We start from the raw sequence: 17924 nt of genomic DNA, 5'->3' as shown, positions 1-17924 counted from the left end.
GCGCGCGAAAAATTCAGTCGGATTGTCAGTCGGTTACAGTGACTGGCGACACGCTGCACGCCTCGCTACCATGGAGCCTTTCCGCCCCTCAATGATCCTAGCCTATGGCCAAGGCCGCACCCCCTGATTTAAGTGATACCGATGTGCCGGTGCAACCGCTGGCACGTACTTACCCGCGTGGGTTGTATATCGAGCCTCACGAACATGTGTGGGGCCAGTTGCTGTACGCGATGAGCGGTGTGATGTGGGTCGAGACACCCCATGAAGCACTGGTGGTGCCGCCGCAACGGGCGGTCTGGCTGCCGCCGGGTGTGCCGCACGGGATTCGCGTGGTCTCTGACTTGCAGATGCGCAACATCTACCTGCGGCCGTCATTGGCGGCGACACTGGACGACAGTGTGCAAGTGATTGAAGTCGGCGGCTTGCTGCGCGAACTGATCGTCGGGCTGGTGGAGCAGGGCGACGACGGTGCCCCGGATTACTACGATGCGCTGGTCGGCCTGGCCTTGCTGGAGCTCAAGCGCGCCCGACGTTCATTGCTGAAAATACCGCTGCCGGACGATTCCGACCGGCGACTGATGAACCTGTGCCAGGCGGTCATGGCCTCACCGTCGCTGGACATTCCCTTCGAGCAGCACGCCGAAAATGCCGGTGCCAGCGTGCGTACCCTGGCGCGGTTGTTCAAGGACGGTTTGGGCATGGGCTTCGCCGAATGGCGGCGGCAGGTGCAACTGGCGACCGCGGCGGCCGAATTGATTCAGGGCGTACCGGTCAGCGCGATTGCCCGGGAGCTGGGTTATTCGCCGAGCAGCTTCAGCGACATGTTCCGCCGGGAACTGGGCGTCGCGCCTTCGCAGTTTTGCGTGAGCCAGCAACGGGGCGGCGCTGCGTCAAAAGCGCTTTGGCCGACATTCAGAAGTACTTGGCCGATGCCCGTGGCGACCTCTCTCTAGACTCTGCGCATACCCCCTTATGCCACGGAGTCTGTCATGAACTACCTTATCTCGTTGGGTATCGGTCTGGGCGTCGGCCTGCTCTATGGCGCGCTGGATTTTCGTTCCCCCGCACCACCGGCCATCGCGCTGGTGGGTCTGCTGGGCATGCTCGCCGGTGAGCAGTTGTGGCCCTTGGGCCGGCAACTGGTGGCGGGCTGGATCTCCTGAAACCTCTTATCCATTTGGTGGAAATGCCCATGAAAGCACTGCAATTCGACAAAACCGGCGACCTCTCGGCCCTGCGCTACGTTGAGGTGCCCACCCCCGTTCCCGGCGCTGACGAAGTGCTGGTCCAGATCAAGGCGGCGGGGCTCAATCCCAGTGATGTGAAAAACGTACTGGGGCGCTTTCCCTACACCACGTTGCCGCGGATTCCCGGGCGTGATTTCGCCGGTATCGTCGTCGAAGGCCCGCAGGCGCTGATCGGCCAGGAAGTCTGGGGCACCGGCCGGGAGCTGGGCTTCTTTGCCGACGGTTCCCACGCGCAATTCGTCAAACTGCCGGCCAATGGCGTGGCGCTGAAGCCGACGCATCTGAGCTTTGCCCAGGCTGCCAGCCTCGGTGTGCCGTACACCACGGCGTGGGATGCGCTGGAACGCAGTCTTGTCACGACCGGAACGCGGTTGTTGGTGATCGGCGGCGGGGCGGTGGGCAGCGCAGCATTGGCGCTGGCCAAAGTCCGGGGCGCCCAGGTGCTGGCGGCGGCGCGGCGGCCGGAACAGGTCAAGGATTTGCAGGCTCAGGGTTATCAGACGCTGCAACTGGATAAGCCTGAGGACCTGGGCGCACAGGTCAACGCTGTGTATGCCGGCGGCGCCGACGTGATCTTCGACACCACCGGTTTCTGGCTACCGGCCTCGGTCCCGGCGCTGGCCGCGTTCGGCCGAATCGCAATCATCGCCGCACCGGCGGATGGGCATGTGCAATTGCCGGCCCTGGCGCTGTATCGCAAGGGCGGTTCGGTGGTGGGGATCAATTCGTTGCTGTACGGGGTTCAGGCGTGTGCGGCGATGCTCGAACAGTTCGGAAGCTTTTTCGATCAGGGCCTGTTGCCGTTGCCGGAAGGGCTAGTTGAATCGCCGTTGGCCGAGGGGCTGGAACGGTATGCCGAGGTGAATCAGGGCAGTGGCGACAAGGTGATTTTGTTGCCTTGAAATGGATGCAACTGGAAATACACCCCGGATCAAATGTGGGAGCGGGCAAGCCCGCTCCCACCTATCAGATCAGGCTTCAGGCACACCTTTCTCCCAAGCCGACCAATTCTGCAAAATCTCCTGCACCAACGGATTCCCCGTGCGGTACAGGTTCTCCAGTGCCGGCACAAACCCGCCCTGATCGGCGTATTTGAGCAGGTTATCCACTTCGCTCTGGCCCGGCGCCGGCCGGTCGAAGTCGGAACCGGCGCGTACCACCGCCAAACGGCGGACATCCACCAGACCTTCGCGACTGGCCCGCAGCAGTGCCTCGTAGGTGGAGTTGTCTTCCTGCTGAGTGGTGCAGTAGACACCTTCGTTGTTGGTCAGCAATTTTGTCCAGACTTCCGCCCGCTCACTCAAGCGCGTCCCGGAAAACCAGGTATTGCCCGCCAGCGTGTCGCACTGGGTCACCACCGGCGGCTGATTGGCCGGGGCCGACGGATACTTCAAGCGCCACGCCGCCGATTCCTTGCTCTCGCTCAGTTCGACTTTGTGGCTCAGGGCGAAGGCTTTGGCCTGCAACTTTGGATTGAGTTCGAAGACTTCGGTCTTGTAATCCAGCGGCGGTTTTTCGTTCGGGCCTTTGGTGTTGATGCCCAGGTAACCGGTCGGCCAGTCTTTCGGCGCGTCCCGGGAGTCCAGTTCCCACTGGGTGCCGAACTCCACCAGGTAGTGCGCCCACGCGGTGGTGCCGATGGTCCCGTGTTTCGGGCTGATGCCGGCAATCCCGGCGATCAGGAAGTAACTTTTGCGCAGGTCGAATTTCGGCGACAGCGCCAGGGCCAGGGTCGAGGCCGCCGCATTGGTCTGGCCCATGCCGGTGACCATCAGGCACACCTGTTCGGTGTTGCAGCGAATGTTCGGGTACTCGGCGGACAGGCCCGGTACTCGCACTTCCTGCTTGAGTTCCAGGCGATCGATCCAGTTCTGCGCCTCGGGAGCGAACATGGTGATCAGCATCACTTTCGGCTGGATCGGCGCTTCTACCGCCCAGGCAGAGGAAGAGAGCAGGGTGCTTGCCGCAAAACCGACAGACAGGGAAAGACGCGTCATTGCCTTCATAAAACCTCCTGATTCAAATGAGCCTTAAAACTGATAGCCGACACCGGCGTAGTAACCCCAGCCGTTGGAACGGGCGCGGAAGTCGCCGTCGCCGAAATTCAACTCACTGCCGTCCTCCCAGTTGCCGCCGTTGTGGAAGTAACGGCCGACCAGGGTGAAACGCAAGTGGGTGAAGGCGTAGAGCAACACGTTGGTGGCCACGGTGGCATTGGCGGTGCGGGCCGGGTTGTCTTTGTGCAGATCGGAGCCGAAGTCGAAGTTGGTGAAACCGATGTAGGTCAACGAAGCGCCGTTGCTGAAACTGCTGATGGGCACGATGTATTTGAGCTGGGCGCGGTAGCCGTCCCACGAATACTCGTTGCTCGCGCCGTAGTTTTCCCACTGGTAGCGACCGTAGAAGTTGGCCGACAGGTTGACCCGCGAATGGGTGTCGATGTCGGTGCCGAGGCCGCTGTACAGCGTGTTGGCACGATTGGCGCTGTTGCTGCCGTGGTCGTAGATCCAGTCGAACGCCACGTACCATTCCTTGAACGGCCCGACGGCCAGGCTGCGGCCGGCGAGGTAGTCGATGGAAATCCGCGGTTCGTGCTCCATGAACACTGGCGAGCCGTGATCCCACACGCCTTTGTCATGGCTGTTGCCGATGTCGAAGATCTTCGGAATGTCGATGTAGCCGTACAACTCGAACGGCCCCTTGCGGCCGAAGTATTCGTACTCCAGGTAAATATCGTCGGCCGGTTGCGGGCCGAAACTGATGTCCTTGCTGCCGATGACGGTCAGGTCCTGATTGAACCAGTCCGACAGGTACGCGCCTTTTTTCGGTGGGTTGGCTTCAGGGCTGAGGGCTTCGCCCTGGGCGGATTCTTCGGTGGTGGCCGGTTGGGCCAACGCGGAGCTGCTGAGTAGTCCTGTAACGCTGGCCAACAGCAAGGAAACAGCAAACGTGCGCGAGCAAGTCACGCGACTGGAGGTGCAATGCATTAAAAGTCCCTTTTCGTGCGTATCGAAGGCCCGATGGTGCGGGCTTGTGCGGTTTAAGTGGTGAACAGGCCGGTATCGGCGACTCGCAAACGTTTGCACAAGCTATACCAATTTTCTCAAAGCGCTGAAAAGCCGGAGGAATTGGCGGTTTTGCTGTCCTTTCGGTCAAGGATTACGGGAGGATAGGTAAAACGAATGGAACTCGGGGCGAAGGGGATCTGGACAGGACATGCACCAAAGTGGTGTCACCTGATCTGTGGCCTGAGCTTTTGTGGCGAGGGAGTTTGCTCCCGCTGGGTTGCGCAGCAGCCCCAAAACCTTGCATGCGGTGTTTCTGGGAATCCCTGTCCGCCAGGTTTGCGGGTGCTTCGCACCCGAGCGGGAGCAAGCTCCCCCGCCACAATGGATCACTTATTGCGGCTCCTACAAATGGGGGTTGCTGTAGAATCCTGGGCATTGACTTCACAAGGTGCATCCCATGAGCGAGCCGATTCGTCTGACCCAATACAGCCACGGCGCAGGTTGCGGCTGCAAGATTTCGCCCCAGGTACTGGAGGTGATTCTGGCCGGCAGCGGGGCGCAGAACCTGGACCCGAAACTCTGGGTTGGCAATGCCTCGCGCGATGACGCGGCGGTGTATGCCATCGATGAAGAGCGCGGCGTGGTATCGACTACTGACTTCTTTATGCCGATTGTCGACGACCCGTTCGATTTCGGCCGTATCGCCGCCACTAACGCCATCAGCGACATTTACGCCATGGGCGGCGATCCGTTGATGGCGATTGCGATCCTCGGCTGGCCGGTCAATGTGCTGGCGCCGGAGATTGCCCGGGAAGTGATTCGCGGCGGTCGGTCGGTCTGCGATGAAGCGGGAATTCCCTTGGCCGGTGGCCATTCCATCGACGCACCTGAGCCGATCTTCGGCCTGGCCGTGACCGGACTGGTGGAAAAGCGCCACATGAAGCGCAACGACACCGCCACCGCCGGATGCCTGCTCTACCTCACCAAACCCTTGGGCATCGGCATCCTCACCACCGCCGAGAAGAAGGGTAAGTTGCGCAATGCCGACATCGGCCTGGCCCGCGACTGGATGTGCACCCTGAACAAACCCGGCAGCCGTTTCGGCAAGCTCGACGGCGTGACCGCAATGACTGACGTCACCGGTTTCGGCCTGCTCGGGCATCTGGTGGAAATGGCCGACGGCAGCAACGTGACCGCCCGCATCGGCTATGACCGTGTGCCGCGCCTGCCGGGCGTCGAGTATTACCTTGATCAGGGCTGCGTGCCCGGCGGCACGCTGCGCAATTTCGACAGCTACGCCAGCAAGGTCGGCCGGCTCCAGGAGTTGCATAAACGCGTGCTCTGCGACCCGCAGACCAGCGGCGGTTTGCTGATTGCAGTCACGCCCGAAGGCGACGCAGCGTTCCTGGCGGTGGCGGCCGAACTTGGGCTGGCCCTTCAGCCGATCGGCGAACTGGTTGAGCGACAGACCCACGCGGTTGAGGTGGTTTGATGTCCAGAGACTTCACCGATTACCGCGACATCTTCCTCAACGACCGGCCGATGATGGATGTGCGCGCGCCGATCGAATTCCTCAAAGGCTCATTCCCCGGCGTGGTCAACCTGCCGCTGATGAATGACCACGAGCGGCAACGGGTCGGCACTTGCTACAAGCAACACGGTCAGCAAGCGGCCATCACGCTGGGGCATCAATTGGTGGCCGGCGCGATCAAGGCCGAGCGCATCCAGGCCTGGGCCGATTTTGCCCGGGCGCATCCGGATGGTTATTTGTATTGTTTTCGCGGCGGACTGCGTTCGCAGATCACCCAGCAGTGGCTCAAGGACGAAGCGGGCATCGACTATCCGCGGGTCGGTGGCGGCTACAAGGCCATGCGCACCTTCTTGCTCGACACGCTCGACCAGGCCGTAGCCCAGTGCGATTTCGTTTTGCTGGGCGGCATGACCGGCACCGGCAAGACCGAGGTGCTCACGCAATTGAGCAACGCGCTGGACCTTGAAGGTCACGCCCATCATCGCGGCTCCAGCTTCGGCAAACGCGCCACTGGCCAACCCTCCAACATCGACTTTGAAAACCGCCTGGCCGTGGACGTGCTGAAAAAGCGTGCCAGCGGTATCGGGCAGTTTGTGCTCGAAGACGAGAGCCGCGCGATCGGCAGTTGCGCGCTACCGTTGCCGCTGTATCAGGGCATGCAGCAGTTTCCGATGGTCTGGCTGGAAGACAGCCTGGAAGGGCGCGTCGAGCGGATCCTGCGCGATTACGTGGTGGATTTATGCGCCGAGTTCACCGAGGTGTATGGCGATGAAGGCTTCACGCTGTTTTCCGAGCGGATGTTGGCGAGCCTGAACAATGTCCAGAAACGCCTGGGCGGCGAACGTCATCGGCGGATGCTGACCTTGATGGAAGATGCGCTGGCGGAACAGGCCAATAGCGGCGCGGTGGACTTGCACCGGGGCTGGATCGAAGGGTTGCTGCGTGAGTATTACGACCCGATGTATGTGTTTCAGCGGGAGAAGAAGGGCGCGCGGATCGAGTTTGTCGGGGATCGGGGGGCGGTTCTCGAATATTTGCGGGAGCGGGGTAAGCAGCGGGGGTGATGTTGTTTTTGCTGGCCCCTTCGCGGGCTTGCTCGCGATGGGGCCAGCAGGTGCCCGACCGCTTACGTCGGACAACTCTCCGGGCCGTTATTGAGCCCTTGCTTGTAGCTGTGGCTCTGCAGGCTGGCCTTGCCGTTGTGCCAGGTCAGCGTGAGCACGTACAGCGAGTCATAGTCGCTGGATGCCCAGTCATCGGTGATGCGCTGTTCTGAGCCGACGGCTTCCCCGGCGACCTTGTTGATCAGCTCGGGCAGGTAGCCATGGGACCAGGCGGTATAGATGATCGAGTTGTGATACTTGTCGCGAAGCAGTTCATCGGCCAGGTCGCTGGTGTCGTTGGCCGAAAATTCGATGTTCACCGGTAAGCCGAGCTTGATCGCGCTGGGGCTGATGGTCATCAGGGGGCGGATGTAACTGTAGGAGTTATCCAGTTCGCCTTCCTCGACATTGCGCGTCGGGTTGGCGGCAAACACGTAGTTGGCCTTGCCGAATTTTTCCGGCAGCAAGGTGGCCAGGTCGATGGCGCGGTTCAGTCCCTGGCAATTGAGCTGACCCAGGCCGCCGGCCGGTTTTTCCGCGTGACGCAAAAACACCAGCGTCTGTGTACCGTCCACCGGCTGGGCGCGGCTTACACTGGACTCCAGCGACAAAAGCAACGCGCTGGCCGCCAACAGAGCGGGCAGGAAGATATAAGCACGATGTTTGAAGCGGTTGGTGAATTTCAAAGGATTCATCATCGAATAGGTGATCTTCAGCGCATTTGGTTAAGGCTGACAAACATTGACACCTCAAGCTCCTAGCATAGGGTGTTTTCCATGTCGTTGACCCGGCCCATTTCTAACAGGGCAATGCTCAGAGTCCGATGAAGCCCTTTTGGTTCGATTCGAGCTTCGATCCGAGCGAGGTGCCTGACACTTTAGCGGCAACCTTGAACGGATTGGGGGGAAGGTTATCGACAGGATGTTTCGGATTCATGGACACAGTACACATCTTGGCCCCGTCCCCCTTATGATCTTCACTCCGATTTTCCCGTGGAAGCTCCCGATGACCGATTTGTCTGCATTCCCCATCACTCGAAAATGGCCGGCCCAGTACCCGGAGTGGATTCAGCTCTATTCCTTGCCAACGCCCAATGGCGTCAAGGTTTCGATCATGCTCGAAGAGATCGGGCTGCCCTACGAGCCGCATCGTGTGGGCTTCGACACCCAGGATCAGCTGTCCCCTGAGTTTCTGTCGCTGAACCCCAATAACAAGATCCCGGCGATCCTCGACCCCCACGGCCCGGGCGACCAACCGCTGGCGCTGTTCGAGTCCGGGGCGATTCTGATTTACCTCGCCGACAAGAGCGGGCAACTGCTGGCCCAGGAGTCGGCAGCGCGTTACGAGACCCTTCAGTGGCTGATGTTTCAGATGGGCGGTATCGGGCCGATGTTCGGCCAGCTCGGTTTTTTCAACAAATTCGCCGGCAAGGACTACGAAGACAAGCGTCCGCGTGATCGCTACGTCGATGAAAGCAAGCGCTTGCTCAAGGTCCTCGATGGCCGTCTGCAAGGGCGCGACTGGATCATGGGCGAGCGCTACACCATTGCCGACATCGCGACTTTTCCGTGGGTGCGCAACCTGATCGGCTTCTACGAGGCCGGCGACCTGGTCGGCATCCAGGATTTCCCCAACGTCACCCGCGTGCTGGAGCGTTTCCTGGCAAGACCGGCGGTAATTCGCGGTCTGGAAATCCCCAGGCAATCCCTTTGAATCCTTCATCACCAAGGCAGGCAATGAGCGCATTCGATTTCAAGCAAGTAGATGTTTTCAGCCCCGTCGCGCTCAAGGGCAACCCGTTGGCGGTGGTGTTCGGCGCAGACAAGCTCAGCGATGAACGCATGGCGGCGTTCGCGAACTGGACCAACCTCAGCGAAACCACGTTCGTGCTCGAACCTCGAGACCCCCGGGCCGACTATCGAGTACGTATCTTCACCACCCTGCAAGAGTTGCCGTTCGCCGGTCATCCGACGTTGGGCACGTGCCATGCCTGGCTCGAGGCCGGTGGGGTGCCCAAGGGTGAGGAGATTATTCAGGAGTGTGGTGTCGGCCTGGTGCGGGTGCGTCGGCAGGGGACGGAGCTGGCGTTTCTCGCGCCACCGCTGCTCAGGTCCGGCCCGGTGGACGCCGGGCTGGTCGAGCGCGTACGGCAGGGGCTGGGGTTGGCGCCGGGGGCGATTGTGCGCACGCAATGGGTCGACAACGGTGCCGGTTGGCTGGCGGTGATGGTCGCGGACCGTCAGCAGATTCTGGACTTGCAGCCGGATCATGCACAGTTGCTCGGCCTCGCCGTCGGTGTCATCGCGCCATGGCACCCCGAGAATGATGGTGCTGACGCGCAGTTCGAAGTGCGTGCATTCATCTCCGGCGACGGCATGCCGGAAGACCCGGCCACCGGCAGCCTGAACGCCGGGATCGCTCAATGGTTGTTCAGCGAAGGGCTGGCTCCGGCGTCTTATGTCGTCAGTCAGGGCCTGACCATGGGCCGCGCCGGGCGGATTCGGGTGGAGCAGGTGGGGGATGAGATCTGGATTGGTGGTGCTGTAGTGACGTGTATTACCGGAACGCTGACGATCTAACCTGTGAGAGCAGGCGGTATTCGATGCGGGCGATTGTTGCCGCCGCGGTAACGTTGTCTTGAGCGATCGAGGTTTGTGTCCCGCACCTTGCAGGGCATAAGCTTTGCGCCCTACGAATTTCGTCTCTTCAGGAAGGTCCATGTCCAGTCAGTTCCCCGAAGCACGTCCACGCCGTCTGCGCCGCAATGCGAGCCTGCGCAGCTTGTTCCAGGAAACCGAGTTCAGCTTGAACGATCTGGTGCTGCCGATTTTCGTCGAGGAAGAAATCGACGATTTCGTGCCGATCAAGAGCATGCCCGGGGTGATGCGCATTCCTGAGTCGAAACTGGCCGGCGAGATCGAGCGTTACGCCCGGGCGGGGATCAAGTCGGTGATGACGTTCGGCGTGTCTCATCATCTGGACAGCAACGGCAGCGACACCTGGAACGATAACGGCCTGGTGTCGCGCATGTCGCGCATCGCCAAAAACGCCGTGCCGGAAATGATCGTGATGTCCGACACCTGTTTTTGTGAGTACACCGACCACGGCCATTGCGGCGTGTTGCACCAGCACGAAGTTGATAACGACCAGACCCTGATCAATCTCGGCAAACAAGCCGTGGCCGCCGCCCGGGCCGGCGCCGATGTGATCGCGCCGTCGGCGGCGATGGACGGGCAGGTCCAGGCGATTCGCCGGGCGCTCGATGCAGCGGGGTTCAGCCAGACCGCGATCATGGCCTATTCGACCAAATTCGCCTCGGCGCTTTATGGCCCGTTCCGCGAAGCCGGCGGCAGTGCGCTCAAGGGTGACCGCAAAAGCTATCAGATGAATCCGATGAACCGTCGTGAAGCGATGCGTGAGTCGTTGCTGGACGAACAGGAAGGCGCCGACGCGCTGATGGTCAAGCCGGCCGGCGCGTACCTGGACATCATCCGCGACATCCGCGAAGCCTCGCGTCTGCCGTTGTCGGCGTATCAGGTGAGCGGTGAATACGCGATGATCAAATTCGCCGCCCAGGCTGGGGCGATCGATGAAGATCGCGTCGTGCGTGAGAGTCTGGGGGCGATCAAAAGGGCGGGGGCGGATTTGATTTTCACCTACTTCGCAATGGACCTGGCCCTGGCCGGGATCTAAACAATCAAAAGATCGCGGCCTTCGGCAGCTCCTACATTGAATGCGTTCGCCGCAATATTGCGGGTAAACATCGATCCTGTAGGAGCTGCCGCAGGCTGCGATCTTTTGATCTTCAGACGATAAAAGGCCGTATCCCATGATCGCGGAAATACCGTTCGATCACCTTCGGATCGGCGCTGTAATCGGCGATCGCCACATAGGTATCGGGGCGCAGCAGGTAAAACCCGTTGCGCGCCAGTCCCACGGTTTCAAACACCGGTCGCCAGTCGAACACCTGCAACGGCAGGTGATGCGCGCTGCACCAGGCGATCATCTCGTCGCTGGTTTCGCCATACACATGCACCTGCCAGGTCAGGTATTTCAGCGATTCGAAGTTGTCCCCTTCATCGTCGTGGGCCCAGGGCAGGCGATCACCGCCGTGAATATGGCCGGTAACGCCCTCACTCAACGGCATGCCGCGATAGTTGAGGGTGGTCTGTGACACCGTGCGAAACATGAACTCCCGGACCGCCTCGAACGAGATCATTTTCGGGATCAAAAAGGGCGCCACGCGCATGCGCATTACGTCGGCAATTGGCCCATCGGCCGTGACGAAATTGAACACCCGATCAGTGGTGGCCACCAGGCGCTGGGCAAAGGCGATGCGTTCGGTTTCATAACTGTCGAGCAGTTTGGCCGTGGCGCTGCCGCTCAACACCGCCGCGAGCTTCCAGGCCAGATTGATCGCATCGCCAATCCCGGTGTTCATGCCCTGGCCACCCGCCGGGCTGTGGACATGGGCAGCGTCACCCAACAGAAACGCGCGTCCGGTACGAAAGTGATCCGCTACCCGGTGATGCACGCGGTAGGTCGAGAACCAGTTCACCTGATCGATCTGCACCTTTAAATTCTCGATGGCCCGTCTGCTGACGTCTGCAAACTGGAGGGTTTCGGCGCGCTCGGCGCGTTCGTCGCGAACCGTGCCGATCAGTCGGGCACGACCTTCGCTGGACAAAGGAAAAATGGCGAGAAAGTCGGCTTCGTCGAGGTCCACATGCAATTCACCGTTGAACGTCGGGCCGCGGGCCTGCACATCCGCCACGTAGAAAATCTGCTGGTAGGTGCCCCCTGGGAAATCGGTGTCCAGGGATTTGCGCACGATCGAGCGGGCGCCGTCGCAGCCAGCGAGGTAACAGGCCTGACAGGTTTGCTGTTGGCCATCGGGCAAGCGCAGTGTTGCGGTGATGCCGTCGCCGGTTTCCTCGAAACTTTGCAATTCGGTGTTGCGCTCCACCGTAATGCCAAAGGTCTCCAGGCGTTCGATCAGCAGTTGTTCGTGCTCGTCTTGCGGATAGATTTCCAGGAACGCATAGGGCGTCAAACCCTCGCCGATGGCGCTCAGCGGCAGGTGCGCGACCGGTTCGCCCTTGACCCAGAAATTCGCGGCGCACACTTTATGGCCGTTCTGCACCACGGCGTCGCTGAGGTCGAGCTGGCGATACAGCTCCAGCGTTCGGGCCTGTACTGCCAACGCGCGTGAGGTAGTACCGGGGGCCGAGGTCTTGTCGATAATCCGCACCCCAATCCCCAGCTTGCTCAGCCACAGTGCCAGGACCAGCCCGGTCGGGCCGGCACCGATGATCAGCACATCGCTACGGTTCATGAGCCTGTCCTCCTCGGTGTGTGGATCAAGTATGGTTCAACCGGGGGGCACTCGCAGGCTCGACAGCGGCTACGGCGAACGAGTTGCTACGGAACAGGGAGAGGGCGGCATAGTCATAGCCTGCGCCATGCCATTGATCGTATGGTTAACCCGGCTCAACGGATTTGATGGAGCACCATGCAAGCCAATCGATTGATCATGAGCGTGGCCGCGCTGTTGGTACTGGCCGGTTGCGGCACTCAGCGCCCCCAGGAACCGCCGGCCCGCAAGCCTGCCGAGGTCAAGGCCGAAATCGTCAGCCTGCTGCCGGCCAAAACGGTCGACCGCCAGGGCTGGGCCACGGATATCTACGCAGCGTTTGCCGCGCAAAAGATTTCGCCGACCACGCAAAACCTGTGTTCGGTACTTGCGGTCGCTGAGCAGGAGTCGACGTTTCAGGCTGACCCGCTGGTGCCAGGCCTGGGCAAGATCGCCCGGGATGAAATCGACCGCCGCGCCGATAAGGCCCACATTCCCAGCTTGCTGGTCAGCGGTGCCTTGCAGGTGCGTTCACCCAACGGCAAAAGCTACAGCGACCGACTGAGTGCCGCGCGCAGCGAAAAAGAGCTCAGCGCGATTTTCGATGACTTCATCGGCATGGTGCCCATGGGCCGGACCTTGTTCGGCGGCTTCAACCCGGTACACACTGGCGGGCCGATGCAGGTCAGCATCGACTTTGCCGAGCAGCATGTGCGGGATTATCCCTACCCGGTGAACGGCTCGATTCGTCACGAAGTGTTCACCCGTCGCGGTGGCCTGTATTTCGGTATCGCCCACTTGCTCGGTTATCCGGTGAGCTATAAGCAGCCGCTGTATCGCTTCGCCGATTTCAATGCCGGTTGGTACGCCAGCCGCAATGCGGCGTTTCAGAACGCGGTCAGTCGTGCGACGGGTATCCCGCTGGCGCTGGATGGTGATCTGGTGCGCTACGACTCGATCATGCCCGGCACCACGGAACTGGCGGTGCGCACCCTCGGCAAGCAATTGGACATGCGCAACCCGACCATTCGGGATCAGCTGGAGGAGGGTAAAAGTCTTCAGTTTGAGGACACCACGCTCTATCAACGCGTCTTCGCTTTGGCCGAACAGGCCGAAGGCCGGCCATTACCCCGGGCGGTGTTGCCGGGGATCGTGCTGCAAAGCCCGAAAATCACCCGAAAACTCACCACGGCGTGGTTTGCCAAGCGGGTCGACGAGCGCTATCAGCGCTGTATGAAACGCGCGGGAGGGTAACCGGGCAAGCTCCCACCCACATGGTTCGCGCGCAGTCTTTGGCATCTGCTACAAAGAGAGAGTCGCAGAGGAGATTTAGTCATGTACCAGCTCTATGGGTATCAGAATTCGGGTGCGGCCGCCATCGAAGCCGCGCTGGAACTGTGCGAGGTTCCTTATCGCTTCATCGACGTATCATCGTCCCCGGAGGCGGTGCATGCGCTGGAGAAGCTCAACCCGCTCAAGCAGGTTCCCACTCTGCAACTGCCCGATGGCGGCGTTCTTGCCGAGAGTGCGGCCATCCTGATTCACCTGGGCCTTACGTTCCCGGAGTCGAACCTGTTGCCGGAAAATCCGATCAAGCGCGATCAGGTGATTCATGGTCTGGTGTACATCGTCAGCAATTGCTACAGCGCCATCGGTATCATCGATTACCCCGAGCGCTGGCTGGGCGAGGCGGACGAGTCGTCCCGGCAAAACCTCATGGCCGGTGCCCGCCGGCGCCTGCACTGGAATTGGGAGGTGTTTGCCGATCAATTCGCCGGCAAGCTGTACCTGGGCGATGGCAAGCCGGGCGCGCTGGATATTCTGGCGGCGGTGGTGACGCGGTGGGCGGGTACCCGGGAACACTTGCGCGTTGCGCGGCCGGGGTTCTTCGCCTGGCTCGAACGCTTCGACCGCCACCCGGTATTGGCGCCGGTCTTCTCGCGGCATTGGCCATAGGAACACATCAAACCAATGTGGGAACGAGCCTTTGTGGGAGTGGGGCTTGTCTGTGGCGAGGGAGCTTTTGTGGCGAGGGGGCTTGCCCCCGTTGGGTCGCGAAGCGGCCCTAAAAGCTTTGCGACTGCTTCGCAGCCGAACGGGGGCAAGCCCCCTCGCCACAAAGCCTCTCGCCACAAAAGCCCCCTCGCACAGTGTGGGATCACTCGCCGCGAATGTACTGCTCCAGCTGCCGAATCAGTTCAGCCTGTTCGGCAATGGCTTCCTTGACCAGGTCGCCGATCGACAGCAAGCCCATCAGCTCACCGTCCTCCACCACCGGCAAGTGCCGCAGGCGTTTGTCGGACATGATGCCCATGCAGGTTTCGACGGTTTGATGGGTGTCCACGGTGATCACCGGCGACACCATGATGTCGCTGACCGGTGTGCCGACGGAGGAGCGCCCCTTGAGCACCAGTTTGCGCGCATAGTCCCGCTCACTGATGATGCCGACGACCTTTCCATCTTTCAGGACCGGTAACGCGCCGACGTTTTTTGCGGCCATCACCATCAGCGCTTCCAGCACCATTTGATGAGGCGCAATGGTGTGGACTGCCTGATTCTGTTGGGCCTTTAACTTGAGCAACTGGGCGACGGTTTTCATGACGGCTTCTCGGGTGTTGTCGTTGTCCTTGAAGAATCGTAGAGACAGGCTCACAGAGCAAGGCGCAAAGCGGCAGATAACACGCAAATAGCGTCATTCAGTGATTTTTCTTTGTAAAAGTCCGGTACATACAGATGTGTGACGAGGGGGCTTTCCCTTTGTAGCAGCAGGCTTGGCCCGCTGCTACGGATCGCATTACGGCTTAGCCGGCGATCACGCGTAGAATCACCACTTGAATCAGATCGTTGAGGTTGCAGTGGTGGATTTACAGCAGGGCTTCGTCCTGACCCGGCATTGGCGCGATACCCCGGCCGGCACCGAAGTCGAATTCTGGCTGGCGACCGATGCCGGTCCCCGGCGCATCCGCCTGCCGCATCAACCGTCGGTCGCGTTCATTCCACAGGCCATGCGCGAGCCAGCCGAAGCGGTGTTGCGCGGCGAAAAGAACGTCGAACTGCGGCCGTTGGCGCTGCTGGACTTCGAGCACCGCCCGGTGCTCGGACTGTATTGCCAGCAGCACGGCCAGTTGATGCGCCTGGAAACCGCGCTGCGCAAATCAGGCGTCGAGGTATTCGAAGCCGACATCCGCCCGCCGGAACGCTACATGATGGAGCGGTTCATCACCGCGCCGGTTTTGTTCGGCGGCACACCCGGTGCCGACGGCCTGCTGCTCGACGCGCAAATGAAACCCGCCCCCGGCTACCGGCCGAACCTGCGGCTGGTCTCGCTGGACATCGAAACCACCGCCCAGGGCGAGTTGTACTCCATCGCCCTGGAAGGCTGCGGCGAGCGTCAGGTGTATATGCTCGGGTCGCCCAATGGTGATGACAACGGGGTGGATTTCCAGCTCGAATACTGCGATTCGCGAACCCTGCTGCTGAAAAAACTCAATGAGTGGTTCGCCCGGCACGACCCCGACGCCATCATCGGCTGGAACGTCGTGCAGTTCGACCTGCGCGTACTGCACGAACATGCTCGCCGCCTGGCGGTGCCGCTGAAGCTGGGGCGTGGCGGCGAAGAAATGCAGTGGCGCGAGCACGGCAGCGGCAATCATTATTTCGCCTCGGCTGCCGGCCGGTTGATCATCGACGGCATCGAGTCACTGCGTTCGGCGACCTGGAGCTTCCCCTCGTTCAGTCTGGAAAACGTCGCGCAAACCCTGTTGGGCGAAGGCAAGTCGATCGACAACCCGTACCAGCGCATGGACGAAATCAACCGTATGTTCGCCGAAGACAAACCGGCCCTGGCCAAGTACAACCTCAAGGATTGCGAACTGGTGACGCGGATTTTCGCCAAGACCGAGTTGCTGACCTTCCTGCTGGAGCGCGCCAGCGTCACCGGTTTGCCGGCGGACCGCAGCGGTGGCTCGGTGGCGGCCTTCACTCACCTGTATATGCCGCTGATGCACCGTCAGGGCTTCGTCGCACCGAACCTTGGCAATAAACCACCGCAGGCCAGCCCCGGTGGTTTTGTCATGGACTCGCAACCGGGGCTGTACGAATCGGTGCTGGTGCTCGATTACAAAAGCCTCTATCCGTCGATCATCCGCACCTTCCTGATCGACCCGGTGGGCTTGATCGAAGGGCTCAAGCATCCCGACGACAGCGAATCGGTGCCGGGTTTTCGCGGTGCCCGTTTCTCACGGACCCGGCATTGCCTGCCGGCCATCGTCGCCCGGGTTGCCGAAGGCCGTGAAACCGCCAAGCGCGAACACAACGCGCCGCTGTCCCAGGCCCTGAAGATCATCATGAATGCCTTCTATGGCGTCCTCGGTTCCAGTGGTTGCCGCTTCTTCGATACGCGACTCGCCTCATCCATCACCTTGCGCGGGCACGAGATCATGTTGCGTACCCGCCAACTGATCGAAGCTCAGGGCCATGCGGTGATCTATGGCGACACCGACTCGACCTTCGTCTGGCTGCGTCGCCCCCATGGTCAGGCCGAAGCGGCGCAGATCGGCCACGCGCTGGTGGACCACGTCAACCAATGGTGGCGCGAGCATGTGAAGCAGGAGTACGGGTTGGAAAGTGCCCTGGAGTTGCAGTTCGAAACCCACTACAAACGCTTTCTGATGCCGACCATTCGCGGTGCCGAGGAGGGCAGCAAGAAGCGCTATGCCGGGTTGGTTACCCGTGCCGATGGCACCGACGAGATGGTCTACAAAGGCCTGGAAACCGTGCGCACCGACTGGTCGCCGCTGGCCCGGCAATTCCAACAGGAGTTGTACCTGCGCATCTTCAAACGCAAGCCCTATCAGGATTACGTGCGTGACTATGTGCGCAAGACGTTGGCCGGTGAGTTCGATGAGCGCCTGATCTACCGCAAACGCCTGCGTCGGCCCCTGGATGACTATCAACGCAATGTGCCGCCCCATGTGCGGGCCGCGCGGATCGCCGATGACTACAACGATCAACAGGGGCGGCCACGGCAATATCACAACGGCGGCTGGATCAGCTACGTGATCACGGTCGCCGGCCCCGAGCCGCTGGAAGTGCGCAGCGCGCCGATCGACTACGACCATTACGTCACCCGGCAGCTGCAACCGGTGGCGGATGCCATCCTGCCGTTCGTGGATGACGATTTCTCAACGCTGATTGGGGGGCAGTTGGGCCTGTTTTGAGTCCAGCAGCGACAGCGTCCAGTCATCCGGTATGCCGTGAAAGTACTGATCCAGCGCCTGATGGAACAGGCTGCCTTTTGGCGAAACCTGGGCGAACAGCGTCATCGATGAATGAAACTTGAGGTTGTCGGGGTGCCCGAAAATCTTGGTGATCGAACGTTGAGGAACGTCCAGCACCAATTGCGTGCAGGTGCGCAAGCGCGGACCCAGTAGCGGATGCTCCAGGTACGCCACAGCTTCCTCGCTGGAGTGAATGGCAAAGTAGCGGGACATTTCGCTGTCACCCAACCCGGCAAACTGCGGAAAGATGAACCACATCCAGTGCCGACGCTTCTGGCCGGCGCGCAGTTCATCCTGAACCCACTCGAACACAGGATCCTGTGCCTGGATAAAGCGTGGCAAGTTGAAAGAGTCGAGCTGATCGGTACTTCTCATGCCGATGCCCTCTGATAGCTCCGCGATG

General features: G+C 60.9%; 16 protein-coding genes and 1 pseudogene. 11 read left to right on the top strand and 6 right to left on the bottom strand.

Translation table 11 applies throughout. The features are described from left to right. Nucleotides 1-104: 104 nt before the first annotated feature. The 3 genes and pseudogenes from LOY36_RS18570 to LOY36_RS18560 form a co-directional block, all read left to right on the top strand. A pseudogene (locus LOY36_RS18570) lies at nt 105-878 on the top strand (AraC family transcriptional regulator); the annotation flags it as partial. 111 nt (nt 879-989) lie between these two features. Next, nucleotides 990-1163, top strand: coding sequence for a DUF1427 family protein (locus LOY36_RS18565; protein WP_007933035.1), 174 nt, complete (start codon nt 990-992; stop codon nt 1161-1163). A 29-nt stretch (nt 1164-1192) separates the two neighbouring features. After that, entirely contained in the window at nt 1193-2149 is a 957-nt protein-coding gene (locus tag LOY36_RS18560; protein WP_018925381.1) for a zinc-binding alcohol dehydrogenase family protein, read from the top strand. A gap of 69 nt (nt 2150-2218) precedes the next feature. On the opposite strand, the gene LOY36_RS18555 is transcribed toward LOY36_RS18560, so the two are convergent. Both LOY36_RS18555 and LOY36_RS18550 read right to left on the bottom strand, forming a co-directional pair. After that, entirely contained in the window at nt 2219-3253 is a 1035-nt protein-coding gene (locus LOY36_RS18555; RefSeq protein ID WP_258669908.1) for a purine nucleoside permease, read from the bottom strand. Between the two features lie 24 nt (nt 3254-3277). Beyond that, the gene (locus LOY36_RS18550; RefSeq protein WP_111454117.1) at nt 3278-4234 is read right to left on the bottom strand and encodes a nucleoside-specific channel-forming protein Tsx; all 957 of its coding nucleotides are present in this window, start codon (nt 4232-4234) and stop codon (nt 3278-3280) included. A 478-nt stretch (nt 4235-4712) separates the two neighbouring features. Here LOY36_RS18550 and selD point away from each other — a divergent pair, with 478 nt between their 5' ends. Then, a complete protein-coding gene (selD, locus tag LOY36_RS18545) occupies nt 4713-5747 on the top strand; it encodes a selenide, water dikinase SelD (RefSeq protein WP_019648372.1) in 1035 nt (344 codons plus the stop codon). Then, a complete protein-coding gene (gene mnmH / locus LOY36_RS18540; protein ID WP_258669890.1) occupies nt 5747-6850 on the top strand; it encodes a tRNA 2-selenouridine(34) synthase MnmH in 1104 nt (367 codons plus the stop codon). The genes selD and mnmH overlap by 1 nt, the downstream gene beginning before the upstream one ends. A 62-nt stretch (nt 6851-6912) precedes the next feature. Here the strand turns inward: mnmH and LOY36_RS18535 are convergent, their stop codons facing one another. Continuing rightward, entirely contained in the window at nt 6913-7587 is a 675-nt protein-coding gene (locus LOY36_RS18535; RefSeq protein WP_019648374.1) for a hypothetical protein, read from the bottom strand. A gap of 307 nt (nt 7588-7894) precedes the next feature. Between LOY36_RS18535 and LOY36_RS18530 the strand changes: the two genes are divergently transcribed. From LOY36_RS18530 to hemB, 3 genes are all read left to right on the top strand, one after another. Then, on the top strand, nt 7895-8602 hold the full coding sequence (locus tag LOY36_RS18530; protein ID WP_019648375.1) for a glutathione binding-like protein: 708 nt from the start codon (nt 7895-7897) through the stop codon (nt 8600-8602). A gap of 23 nt (nt 8603-8625) precedes the next feature. Next, a complete protein-coding gene (locus LOY36_RS18525) occupies nt 8626-9468 on the top strand; it encodes a PhzF family phenazine biosynthesis protein (protein ID WP_258669884.1) in 843 nt (280 codons plus the stop codon). 139 nt (nt 9469-9607) lie between these two features. Further along, the gene (gene hemB, locus LOY36_RS18520) at nt 9608-10582 is read left to right on the top strand and encodes a porphobilinogen synthase (RefSeq protein ID WP_258669860.1); all 975 of its coding nucleotides are present in this window, start codon (nt 9608-9610) and stop codon (nt 10580-10582) included. 112 nt (nt 10583-10694) lie between these two features. On the opposite strand, the gene LOY36_RS18515 is transcribed toward hemB, so the two are convergent. After that, complete coding sequence (locus tag LOY36_RS18515) at nt 10695-12224, bottom strand: FAD-dependent monooxygenase (RefSeq protein ID WP_019648377.1); 1530 nt, start codon at nt 12222-12224, stop codon at nt 10695-10697. 177 nt (nt 12225-12401) lie between these two features. Here LOY36_RS18515 and LOY36_RS18510 point away from each other — a divergent pair, with 177 nt between their 5' ends. Further along, nucleotides 12402-13496: a DUF1615 domain-containing protein gene (locus LOY36_RS18510; protein ID WP_258669856.1), complete on the top strand. Its 1095-nt coding sequence runs from the start codon at nt 12402-12404 to the stop codon at nt 13494-13496. Between the two features lie 81 nt (nt 13497-13577). Continuing rightward, nucleotides 13578-14198 carry a glutathione S-transferase N-terminal domain-containing protein gene (locus tag LOY36_RS18505; RefSeq protein WP_019648379.1) on the top strand — a complete coding sequence of 207 codons (621 nt, stop codon included), beginning with the start codon at nt 13578-13580 and terminating at the stop codon, nt 14196-14198. 202 nt (nt 14199-14400) lie between these two features. Here the strand turns inward: LOY36_RS18505 and LOY36_RS18500 are convergent, their stop codons facing one another. Further along, nucleotides 14401-14841, bottom strand: coding sequence for a CBS domain-containing protein (locus tag LOY36_RS18500; protein WP_007939416.1), 441 nt, complete (start codon nt 14839-14841; stop codon nt 14401-14403). Nucleotides 14842-15100: 259 nt separating this feature from the next. Here LOY36_RS18500 and LOY36_RS18495 point away from each other — a divergent pair, with 259 nt between their 5' ends. Then, nucleotides 15101-17461 carry a DNA polymerase II gene (locus LOY36_RS18495; protein ID WP_258674202.1) on the top strand — a complete coding sequence of 787 codons (2361 nt, stop codon included), beginning with the start codon at nt 15101-15103 and terminating at the stop codon, nt 17459-17461. On the opposite strand, the gene LOY36_RS18490 is transcribed toward LOY36_RS18495, so the two are convergent. Beyond that, nucleotides 17426-17896 carry a DUF1810 domain-containing protein gene (locus LOY36_RS18490; protein WP_258669850.1) on the bottom strand — a complete coding sequence of 157 codons (471 nt, stop codon included), beginning with the start codon at nt 17894-17896 and terminating at the stop codon, nt 17426-17428. The genes LOY36_RS18495 and LOY36_RS18490 overlap by 36 nt on opposite strands. Nucleotides 17897-17924 lie beyond the last annotated feature (28 nt).

This window comes from Pseudomonas sp. B21-019 (assembly GCF_024749225.1).
Classification (GTDB): Bacteria; Pseudomonadota; Gammaproteobacteria; order Pseudomonadales; family Pseudomonadaceae; genus Aquipseudomonas.
Note: the sequence above shows the minus strand (reverse complement) of the source record. Positions and strands in the feature narration are given on the sequence as shown.

Excerpts from the sequence above, each read along its gene's own strand:
- mnmH (WP_258669890.1), top strand. The coding sequence starts at position 5,747 with ATGTCCAGAGACTTCACCGATTACCGCGACATCTTCCTCAACGACCGG.
- LOY36_RS18505 (WP_019648379.1), top strand. The coding sequence starts at position 13,578 with ATGTACCAGCTCTATGGGTATCAGAATTCGGGTGCGGCCGCCATCGAA.
- LOY36_RS18500 (WP_007939416.1), bottom strand. The coding sequence starts at position 14,841 with ATGAAAACCGTCGCCCAGTTGCTCAAGTTAAAGGCCCAACAGAATCAG.
- LOY36_RS18560 (WP_018925381.1), top strand. The coding sequence starts at position 1,193 with ATGAAAGCACTGCAATTCGACAAAACCGGCGACCTCTCGGCCCTGCGC.
- LOY36_RS18565 (WP_007933035.1), top strand. The coding sequence starts at position 990 with ATGAACTACCTTATCTCGTTGGGTATCGGTCTGGGCGTCGGCCTGCTC.
- hemB (WP_258669860.1), top strand. The coding sequence starts at position 9,608 with ATGTCCAGTCAGTTCCCCGAAGCACGTCCACGCCGTCTGCGCCGCAAT.
- LOY36_RS18530 (WP_019648375.1), top strand. The coding sequence starts at position 7,895 with ATGACCGATTTGTCTGCATTCCCCATCACTCGAAAATGGCCGGCCCAG.
- LOY36_RS18510 (WP_258669856.1), top strand. The coding sequence starts at position 12,402 with ATGCAAGCCAATCGATTGATCATGAGCGTGGCCGCGCTGTTGGTACTG.
- LOY36_RS18525 (WP_258669884.1), top strand. The coding sequence starts at position 8,626 with ATGAGCGCATTCGATTTCAAGCAAGTAGATGTTTTCAGCCCCGTCGCG.
- LOY36_RS18550 (WP_111454117.1), bottom strand. The coding sequence starts at position 4,234 with ATGCATTGCACCTCCAGTCGCGTGACTTGCTCGCGCACGTTTGCTGTT.
- selD (WP_019648372.1), top strand. The coding sequence starts at position 4,713 with ATGAGCGAGCCGATTCGTCTGACCCAATACAGCCACGGCGCAGGTTGC.
- LOY36_RS18535 (WP_019648374.1), bottom strand. The coding sequence starts at position 7,587 with ATGATGAATCCTTTGAAATTCACCAACCGCTTCAAACATCGTGCTTAT.
- LOY36_RS18555 (WP_258669908.1), bottom strand. The coding sequence starts at position 3,253 with ATGAAGGCAATGACGCGTCTTTCCCTGTCTGTCGGTTTTGCGGCAAGC.
- LOY36_RS18515 (WP_019648377.1), bottom strand. The coding sequence starts at position 12,224 with ATGAACCGTAGCGATGTGCTGATCATCGGTGCCGGCCCGACCGGGCTG.
- LOY36_RS18490 (WP_258669850.1), bottom strand. The coding sequence starts at position 17,896 with ATGAGAAGTACCGATCAGCTCGACTCTTTCAACTTGCCACGCTTTATC.